General features: G+C 55.7%; 4 protein-coding genes. All 4 read right to left on the bottom strand.

Features of this window, described 5'->3' with window-relative positions; genetic code table 11:
* On the bottom strand, nt 1-5,144 hold a 5,144-nt coding region (locus AC6EJC_RS26505; protein WP_444956485.1), incomplete at its 3' end, for a non-ribosomal peptide synthetase.
* 230 nt (nt 5,145-5,374) lie between these two features.
* Entirely contained in the window at nt 5,375-7,108 is a 1,734-nt protein-coding gene (locus AC6EJC_RS26500) for an ABC transporter ATP-binding protein (protein ID WP_444956484.1), read from the bottom strand.
* Nucleotides 7,105-8,931, bottom strand: a complete 1,827-nt coding sequence (locus tag AC6EJC_RS26495; protein WP_444956483.1) for an ABC transporter ATP-binding protein — start codon at nt 8,929-8,931, stop codon at nt 7,105-7,107. Before AC6EJC_RS26495 ends, AC6EJC_RS26500 begins: the two co-directional genes overlap by 4 nt.
* Nucleotides 8,921-10,417, bottom strand: a 1,497-nt coding sequence (locus tag AC6EJC_RS26490) for a thioesterase domain-containing protein (RefSeq protein ID WP_444956482.1), incomplete at its 5' end; no start/stop codon positions are given. The genes AC6EJC_RS26495 and AC6EJC_RS26490, both read right to left, overlap by 11 nt.

Here is a 10,417-nt window from a genome sequence, read left to right as displayed (position 1 = left end):
AAGCAGAACGAGTGGAACAGCGTCCACGTGTCGGACGGCCCGAAGTCGAACAGGTTCTTGTCGTTGAACAGGAGGCGCACGACGTTCTTATGCTCGATCAGCGTTCCTTTCGGTCTGCCAGTCGTTCCCGACGTGTAGATGACATAAGCCAGGTTGCCCGGCCCGGAAATCGGCTCCAGGTTCGAAGCGTCCCGCACATCGGCGGAGTTCGCCCCTCTGTCGCCCCCAACGAAATCGTCCAATTCGAGGCGCGTTCCTGCGAAGTCGGTCTTCTCGTGCAGATGCTTTTGAATCAGCAATAACGGCGCGCCCGAATCCTCGATCATGAAGCGGATGCGCTCCTCCGGGTAGTCGGGATCGACAGGCACGTATGCTCCGCCCGCTTTGAGAATCGCCAGAATGCCGACAACCATATCGAGCGAGCGTTCGGCCAGAATCGCTACCAGCTGGTCCGCTTCTACTCCCGTCTCTCGCAGCTTCCGCGCAAGGCGGTTGGATCGCTCGTTCAGCTCGCGGTAGGTCAGCTGCCGCTCGTTCATGACGGCGGCCACGTTGTCCGGATAAAGCTCCGCCTGCTCTTCAAACAAGCCGTGAATCGTCTGCTGCCGCGGGTAGTCCGCCTCCGAATCGTTGAAACCGCGCACCAACTCGCGGATTTCCTCCTCCGTGAGCATTTCCAGCGAGGCAATATCCCCGTCCGGCGCTGCTGCGATGGTTTCGAGCAGCTTGTCATAATGTCTGGCGAACCGCTCCGCGGTCTCTTGTTTATACAAAGCCGTAGCGTACTCCAACCGGCATTCGAGCTGACCGTCCAGCTCCGAAATATCCAGGAGCAGCTCGAACTTGGATGTTTGGTTTTCCAGTGGATAAAACGATTGCTCCAGCCCCTCGATGACAATTTGCTCGTTCTCCGTATTTTGTAGGGAGAAGAACGTGTCAAAGAGCGGATTCCGGCCGGTCGCGCGCGGAATGTGAAGACTTTCTACCAAGTCTTCGAACAAATAATTTTGGTGTTCGAAAGCCCCGAGCGTGATGTCCTTGATTTCTTCCAGGTACGAAAGGTACGGCTTGGAACGCTCCGGACGGCTGCGAATGGCCAGCGTGTTGATAAACATCCCTACGATCGGCTGCACTTCTTCCTGCGTTCTTCCGGCAATCGGCGTTCCTACGATCAGATCTTCCTGACCCGAATATTTATGCATAAGGATGGTGTAAGCCGACAGCAGTACCATGTACAGGGTCGTCCCTGTCCGTGCCGCCAGCTCTTTCAGCTTCTCCGTCCGATCTTTCTCGATATAAAACTTCACGGTTCGGCCGTCAAAGCTTTGCACCGCAGGCCGCGGGAAGTCCGTCGGCAGCTCCAAGACCGGCAGCTCGCCCGACAGCTGTTTCAGCCAATACTCCTTCTGCGGCTGGAGCATCTGCCCGTAAGCTTCGGAATGCTGCCAAACGGCATAATCTTTGTATTGAATGCGCAGCGGGGCCAGCTCCTCGCCCCGATACAGGCGGCTGAACTCGTCGAAGAGCAGCGCTGTCGAAATGCCGTCCGAGACGATATGGTGCATATCGAACAGCAGAATGTGGCGATCCTCGTCGACTTCGATCAGGCCGATGCGGAGAAGTGGCGGCTTGGTCAGATCAAACGGGTGATAGTAAGCTTCCACCACTTGGTCCACTTCCCACTCGCTCGCTTGGAAATAATCTACAGCAAACTCCACCTCGTCATAGATGCGCTGGACAAGCTCGCCTTGAACCTGCTCGATCCCGGTACGCAGCGTCTCATGGCGCTGAATCAGCGCCCGGAACGCGTGCTCGACGCGCGTGCGGTCCAGCTTGCCTTCGAGAAGAAGCGCCGCCGACATATTGTAGCTGCGCTCGGCCCCGTCAAGCTGGCGCAGGACGTACAGACGCTTTTGCTCGGATGAAACCGGATAGTACTCGGCCTCAGCCGCCTTTGTAATCTCATACGTCTCCTGCTGCCTTAAACCGCCGATTCTTTGGGCCAGCTGTTCGATCGTGGTGTAGCGGAAAACTTCCCGCAGCGGAACCTCGACTTGCAGCTCTTTCCGAATCTTGGAAACCAGCGTGGAGGCCCGCAAGGAATGACCACCCAAGTCAAAGAAATCGTCTTGGACTCCAACTCGCGCAATACCCAGCACCTGCTGCCAAATGAGAGCAAGTCTTGTTTCCAGCGTTGTGCGAGGAGCCACATACTCACCGCCTGTTTCTACCTCTCCGGTCGGTTCAGGCAGCGCTTTACGGTCAATTTTGCCGTTCGGCGTGAGCGGAAGCTTATCAAGAGACACCAGCCGGGCCGGGACCATATGGGCCGGCAGCTCTTGCTTCAATTGGGACAGCAGATCGCTCAGCTGCAAGGAAGCATCCGCCGCCACGTAGCCGCACAAATACTTTTGCCCCTGCTCATCCGTGCGGTCGGTCACCACAGCCTGCTTGACGCCCGGGAAACGCAGCAGGGCCGTTTCAATTTCGCCGAGTTCGATCCGGAACCCGCGAATTTTCACCTGATAGTCGATCCGGCCGATGAAGTCGACGTTGCCGTCTTCCAGCCAGCGGGCCAAATCGCCTGTCCGGTACAGACGTTCGCCCGGCACAAACGGGCTGTCCGCAAACTTCTCGGCGGTTAGGCCCGGACGGTTCCAGTACCCGCGCGCCACCCCGGCGCCGCCGATGACAAGCTCGCCCGGAACCCCTACAGGAACCGGCTTTAACGCGGCATCGACAATGTAAAACCGGGCGTTCAGCCAAGCTTTGCCGATCGGTACATGACCCGACGGCGGCAGCTTATCCAGCGGCTCACCGTAAAAGCTGCTGTCAATGGCCGCTTCGGTAACGCCATAGCTGTTGATGATGCGGAATTGTCCGCCGAATCTTTCCTGCAGCAATCGGTAATCGGTGACACTGCAAGCATCCGAGCTGGTAATCAGCAACTGCATGGAGCTAACGTCCAGCCTTTCTTCATAAATATGCTGCATGAACGGCAGGATGAGCGCAGGCGTCGATTCGAATACCGTAATGTTTTGGTCCCGAATCCAGCCGTATAAGAGGTTCGGATCAATCCGGTCATCCTTCGGCACAATCACCATCGTGCCTCCGTTATACAGCGTCCGCGCGATGTCTCCGACGAACACGTCAAACGAGAAGCTGGCCAGCTGCAGCAGCCGCACCGGAAACTGATCCAACCGGTACTCGCGACGGTACGCATCCGCCGTATTCACGAGACTACCGTGCTCGATCATGACGCCTTTCGGGCGTCCCGTCGTACCCGAGGTGTAAATCACATAAGCCAAGTCTTGCGGGGCGCTACCGGCAGATTCAAATTCCACGGCTAAGGCATCCCCGTTATAAATCTGTTCATCGTCCATGGCATAGACAGCTTGAAGCTTCAGCCGTTCATCTGCCAACCAACCTCCGGCCCGCTCCAACAGATGACGCTGCGTAAGCAGCACCGATGCATCGCTATCGCTGAGCATGTACTCAATCCGCTCCGCCGGATAATCGGGGTCCAGCGGTACATAGGCTCCGCCGGCTTTCCAAACGGCGAGCACCCCGACCAGCAGTTCCACCGAACGCTCCGCCCAGATCCCCGTAATCGTTTCCCTTCCCACGCCCTGTTCGCGAAGGAGAGAAGCCAGCCGCTCGGCGCGTTCGTTCAATTCGCCGTAGGTCAGCTGTTTGTCCATGTAGACGACTGCCGGATGATCCGGAATTTCCCGGGCAAACTTTTCAACATACCGATGAAACGCTTCTCCCTCGCTCAGCCCTGCCACCGGCGGGTTAAAAACGTTGAGAATGCGGTGTCTCTCCTCATCGCTCAGCAGAGAAATCTCGCGTACCGGCAGTTCGGGAGTCTGAAGGAACTGGTCCAGAACGGTTACATACTGTTCCATAATCCGATCAATCTCGGCCGTCTCGAACAGGCCGGTACGATAGGAAGCATGGAGAATTACATGGCCTTCATTCAGCATATGGTCGAAGCGCAGCAGCAAATCGTCCATCTCGTGCCTAGCGAAGTGAGCCTCCAGGCGTACCTTGATTTCTTCGTACTCCACGATTTTCAAAGGCAGATATTCCAGAGACGTGCGGAACAGCCCCGAAAGATCGTTGCGGCCGTGTTGTTCGCGTAAATCCTGGATCAATTGGTTATAAGGGTATTTCTGATACCGCAGATCCGCCGTATTTTCCTTGGAAACCGTTTGGATCAAGGAAAGCACGTGCCTGTCTGGATTCAGACGGATCCGCGTAGCCACGGTGCTGACGAACATGCCGATCGTTTCTTTTTCCTTCTTGCTGGTGCGATTGGCGAAAACCGTGCCGACCGGAACATCGGTGCTGTCGGTCAGCTTGTACAATAAGGCGTACATGGCGGACAGAAATAACGTATATAAGCTGACCTGATATTGTTCGCTGAAGGCCAGAATGCGTTCATACCGGGAACCGTCCAAAGTGATGGCCAGTTTATTGGATTCGCTGCCGATCGAGAATGGCGGATACGATTTAATGCCGGTCGTTTCAGGCAAAGTGTTGTACTTCGTCAGCCAGTATTCCTTGCCTTTTTGATAACGCTGCGATTGCTCATATTCACGCTCCGCAGAAATATAATCCAGATAGGAAGGGGCCTGGTAACTGCTGGAGATGCCTTTGCGCAGTTCCAGGTATTTTTCCATCACCGCATGCAGCAAAGCATTGACGGACAAGCCGTCGGCGATAATATGATTTACCGTCAAATTGAGCCATACTTGGCCGTTCGCAAAATGGATAATCGTAAATTGGTAGAGGTGTTCGTCGAACACGCTGGCCGGTTTTTCGCTTACTTCTTTCACCCAAGCATAGAATTGTTCGGTTGTGCCTATTTCGAGGCGGCTTATCCTAGCTTGGACATTCTCCGGTTCTTCGAACCACTGCGTTGGATTTTGCAAATCCCCGCTAATGCGGATTCGGAAAACGTCATAGGTTTTGACGATCTCTGCCGCCGCTTGCTCCAGAAGCTGTGTGTTGATCTCGCCCGTAATCTGGTAGGTCGCGGAAAGCATCGTGATGGACGTTCCCGGATTCATAATTTCCATGAACCATATTCGGCGCTGGGCTTGCGTTAATCCATATTGCTCGTTGGTATTCTCTCTCACATCGACACACTCCCGGTTTAGAGATTCTTTATAGATAGGCTTTGTACCTAGATGTCACTTAGTCACTCTTAGAAGAACCGTGCAGGCCATTCCCGGAACGGCTCCTTCGGACTCTTCCTCCTTTTTCGTGTCTACGTTTTCTGGTAATTACCGGTTATAAAGTCATACCTTGGATTACTAAAAGACTCTGTCGCATTCGCAAGCAGGAAGCCGCCCGCCGTAAAGCGGGTCTAGCCGTACAGCCGGGCGTAATAACCCCCGAGCGCCAGCAGGTCCTGATGGCGGCCCCGCTCGACGACCGTCCCTTGGTTCATGACGGTAATCAAATCCGCATGTTCCACGGTGCTGAGACGGTGGGCGATCAGAATGGTGGTGCGCCCCTTCATCAATACGTTCAGGGCCTGCTGTACCCAATGCTGGGATTCGTTATCCAGCGCGGAAGTCGCTTCGTCCAGCAGCAGAATCGGGGCGTTTTTGAGAATCGCCCGGGCGATCGCAATTCGCTGCCTTTGTCCGCCCGACAACGACGCTCCTCTCTCTCCCACCGGCGTTTTATACTGTTCAGGAAGTTCCTGAATGAAATGGTGAGCGTACGCCGCTTTGGCCGCTTCGATCACTTCTTCATCCGTTGCATCCGGGTTGCCGTAGCGGATGTTTTCCTCAATCGTGCCGGTAAACAAGAACGGCTCCTGCGGAACGTATGCAATCTGCCTGCGGATTTCGTCCAGCGTGTAATGGCCGAACGGTTTGCCTTGGAGCAGGATTTCTCCGCTGTCCACAGGATAAAAGCCGAGCAGCAGCTTGATCAGCGTACTTTTGCCGCTGCCGCTGGCCCCCACGATAGCGGCGACCTGGCCGGGAAACACCTGCATGGAGATGTCGATAAGCACCTTTTTATCCGCCTGATAGGAAAATACCACATCGCGAAACTCCACCGCAGCCTCCGACACGAGCTCGCTGTGAGGAGATCCCAAACGCTCCGGTTCCTCTTCCTCTCTTAGTACCTCTTGAATCCGGTGAGCGCCCGCGAGCGAATTTTGGGTCATCGACAGAACCATCCCCAAGTTCAACAAGGCGTGCGTCAGATTCACTTGCAGAACCGCCAGGGCGGCGACGCTTCCCATTCCCATCAGTCCGTAGGCATAAAGAAGACTGCCGATGACGATGATGCCGCAGAACGTGACGTAGCTGATAAAATGATTCACCGCAGCCTGCGTGCCGTTCTTCTGCGCGGTTTGCCGAAGCGTCTGCGTCATTTGTTCGTTCAACGCCTCGTACTGGCCGTAAATCGTGCGGATGCGGAACAGCTTCACAATTTGAATGCCGCCCATAAAATCTTTGAATTTTTCGGTCATTTTACCGAGCGTTTGCAAGCCTTGTTCGGACAAGGCGCGAATATCCCGCGCAAATTTCAGGCTGACCACGGAGGACAGCAGCAGAATGACGAAGGATACGCCGGCAAACCGCCAATCGATCAACACCATGGAGACAATGGAGCCGATGCAAAAGACAACTTGAAGCAGCAAAACGAAGTAAACCTGCGAGAATGTAAACTCAACGGTCGTTACGTCGTTGTTCACCCGCGACAGCAAGTCCCCATGGTGCGTCTGCTCCAGGAATCTCGGTCGCACCCGGCACAGCTTGTCATAAAGACGTTCGCGGATATTCAGCACAGTCAGCTCGACACTGCGCTGGTATAAGTAAATGAACCAGGGAGAAATCACATTTTCCAGGAACAAGGCCGCGCCCAAAATAATAAAGGCTTCCACCATCAGGGACGTATCTCGGGACACGGCGAAATCAACCAAGTTATGTACGACCAAGCTGAAGGCGATCAGGAACAATGTCTGGGTGAGCGCCGTCACGGCCAGGCCAATGGCGTACTGGGTTTTGCGCTTGCGGTTCATAAACATCAGCAAGTAGCCGAGTTCTTTCACTTGCGAGAGCCATCCGCCCTTTTTCATGTGTACGCCACCTCCCTGCGTTCGGCAGACTCGGTAAATTCCTGATAGTATGACTGGGCGTACAGTCCCTTCATCTTCAGCAATTGCTCATGAGTGCCCTTTTCAACAATACTCCCCTGTTCCATGACCCAAATTTCGTCGGCGTTTTGTACTGTAGAAAGCCGGTGGGCAATAACCATCGTCGTTCTCTGCTTCATCAATACGCCCAGCGCTTCCTGAACCGCGCTTTCCGACTCCGGATCAAGAGCCGACGTTGGCTCGTCCAGCAGCAGAACGGGAGCATCCTTCAGAAAAGCCCGGGCCATTGCAATGCGCTGGCGCTGCCCGCCGGACAAAAAGCCTCCGCGCTCTCCGACATACGTCTGGTAGCCGTCGGGAAGCTGCATAATGAAGGAATGCGCCTGAGCGGCTTTGGCGGCTTCGATAATCTCGTCCATCGACGCTACTTCCCGCCCGTAGCCGATATTTTCAGCGATCGTGCCGCTAAACAAATATGAATCCTGGGTTACCACGGAAAAATGCGACCGAAGCTGCTCCGGATCGGCGCCGTGGATCAGGCTGCCGAACACGCGGATCTCGCCCTGGTCCTCCGGAAGCGGATAAAAGCCGCATACAAGCTTAAACACCGTGCTCTTCCCTCCGCCGCTCGCTCCGACAAGCGCGATCGTCTTCCCTTCCGGCACCGAGAAGCTAACATTCCGCAGGATCGGGGAGCTCTCCTCATACCCGAAGGTTACGTTCTGAAACTCGATGGGGGCGGCGCTCGCTTTCGGAAGCGAACGGCCATTTTCCGTTTCGGTCGGCTGCTCGACGATTTCGGAGACCCTTCTCAGGGCACCGGCCATTTCGAACGTCCGCGTGATGAGCTCGGGAATATGCTCCAGCGGCTCCAGACACAGATTCAGCAAGTACAGGAAGGCGATCAGCTCTCCCGCGCCTAGCTGCCCTTTGTAGATCAAATAGCTTCCGTAACTGACGGCGAAAATGATCGGGCTGATCATCAGCGTGGAAAGCAGCGGGTTGACCCAGGCTTCCCGCTTTTTCACGGCCAGCTTTTTTTGGGCCGTCAATTGCAGCAGCACTTGGTAGGAGCGAGATAACATGCCGGATAGCAGGTAGCTTTTTACAATAGGCATACCCCCAAGCGTATCCTGGAGGTTGACGTTCATTCGGCCCATGTTCGCCTGGGCTTCCTCCGTCAACCGCTCCAACTGCTTGCCGATCCATTGGGAAACCAGCAGCGCTACGGGAAATAACAGCAGGCTGTACAGCATCAGCTCCCATTGGAGGTAGATCAAATAAGCGAAACAGCCGATGAATAACAGCGGATGATAAAACCACTGGGCGAGGTCCCGAATCAAAAACTGCTGGATGAGCTGCAGGTCGTTGTTGATCCGCGACAATACGTCGCCGGAGTGCTGCTTTTCCAAATAGGAGACCGGGAGTTTGCCGATATGACGCATGACATGGTTGCGGATATCCTGCACCGCAGAGGCGCTGCTTCGCTCCACGCCGAAGCTCATGAAAAACTTCGCCGGCACACCGATCAAGATGACCACAAAGACCGTGTACACGATTTGCAGAACGATTGGCCCCGCCCCCTTCTCGGCCTGGGTGGTCAGCTGCTCGATCAAACTTCCCGTCCATATCTCAATAACGGCGGCGGCAATCGCGGACAAGATACCGACGATCATCCAGCCTTTGTGACGGCTTACATAGGACATCAGCCAGCGGAACGCTTTCCAGGCGGCGTAAGCGGTTTGGCGCTTGGAAGGCGCCGCTGTGCCTTGTTCTAGAACAGACGGCTGGCGGTCAGCTTCCATGCAGTACCCCGGCCTCCGCTTCGATCCGCCGCTTGACTTGCTCTAAGATGTCCCGGATGACGACGGCCGTTTCTTCCACGCGCGCGAGTTCCAGCAATTCCTCGTGCGCGCCCTCCAGCCGGTAATCGGCGTAAGCTTGCGTCGTTGCCCCCCGCCAGGAAGGCAATTGGTGCTCCAGGCGGAACGCTTCGCTGTCCTTCGCAATCAGTTCGTAAATCCTGGCCGGGATCGTGCCGGAATTAATAAGCTGCGCTTCGTACGCCAAGGTCGCTTTGACCTTCCGATGAACCCGCTCCCGCACGAGCGGGTTGCTCATTAATTCCTTCTCTTCTTCGTCGAAATCGGCAAGCGTTTCTTCAAGCTCTTTCTCCGACGTTTCGGAAGGCGTCAGCGTGTCCTTAATCCACGAGTCCAACATGAGCACGTCCGTTACGGAATACCCTCTTTTCTCCATCGTTTTGGCTACCTCGAACGTCAGGTTGCCTCCGAAGCAGTAGCCGAGCAGCACGTAAGGTCCTTCCGGCTGGATGCGGACGATCTCGTCCACATAACGGTTCAGCATGGCCTCGTAATCGACGGCATCGTCGATAAAATCAATGCCGTAGAGCACGAACCGGCCGTCGAGCCTGCTTGCGAGCTCTCGGTAACCGATGCCGAAGCCGCTGCCCGGAGGGAAGCAGAACACGTTCAGATCTCCTGCTTTATTCAGCTTAATGAAGGAGTCTCCCCCTTTATCCAGGCCCAGATCCCCCTCGCCGAAAGCCATGGCTTCAACTGTTAGATTGTGGAATTGGCGGTTCAGCGGTATCTCGATGTCCGTTTCATCGTAAACGGCTTGAACGAGCCTCATCAGACTTAACGAATTGCCACCCAACTCAAAAAAGTTATCCTTTACGCCGACCTGCGGAACGCCAAGCGTATCCTGCCAGACGCGGGCGATCTTCATTTCGAGCAGCGTTCTCGGCGCGACATATTCCGCTCCTCCGGCCGCGGCTTCCTCCGGCGCGGGCAGCGCTTTGCGGTCGATTTTCCCGTTCGGGGTCAGCGGCATCCGCGAAAGCTGCACGAGGTGCGAAGGAATCATATACCCCGGAAGCTGCTTGGCGAGCTCCTCCTTGAGTTCATGCGCCGCCAGCCTCGTTTCCGCGACGTAATAAGCAACAAGCTGCTTATGGCCGTTCGCGTCGTCGCGGTCGAGCACCTTGGCTTCTTGCACGGCGGCGATCTTCAGCAGCTGCGTCTCGATTTCGTCCAGCTCGATCCGGTACCCACGGATTTTCACCTGATGATCGATCCGGCCCAGGTATTCGATGTTGCCGTCCGGCAGCCAAGCCGCCAAGTCGCCCGAGCGGTACAGTTTCTCCCCCTCCGCAAACGGGGAATCGACGAACTTCTCCGCCGTCAGATCCGGGCGGTTCAGGTATCCTCTCGCAAGGCCTTCCCCGGCCACGTACATTTCGCCCGCTACGCCGATCGGCACAGGGCG

Source organism: Paenibacillus sp. TY11, assembly GCF_059772165.1.
The sequence above is the reverse complement of the archived record's forward strand: the minus strand, read 5'-3'. Positions and strand labels throughout refer to the sequence as shown.

Excerpts from the sequence above, each read along its gene's own strand:
- AC6EJC_RS26500 (WP_444956484.1), bottom strand. The coding sequence starts at position 7,108 with ATGAAAAAGGGCGGATGGCTCTCGCAAGTGAAAGAACTCGGCTACTTG.
- AC6EJC_RS26495 (WP_444956483.1), bottom strand. The coding sequence starts at position 8,931 with ATGGAAGCTGACCGCCAGCCGTCTGTTCTAGAACAAGGCACAGCGGCG.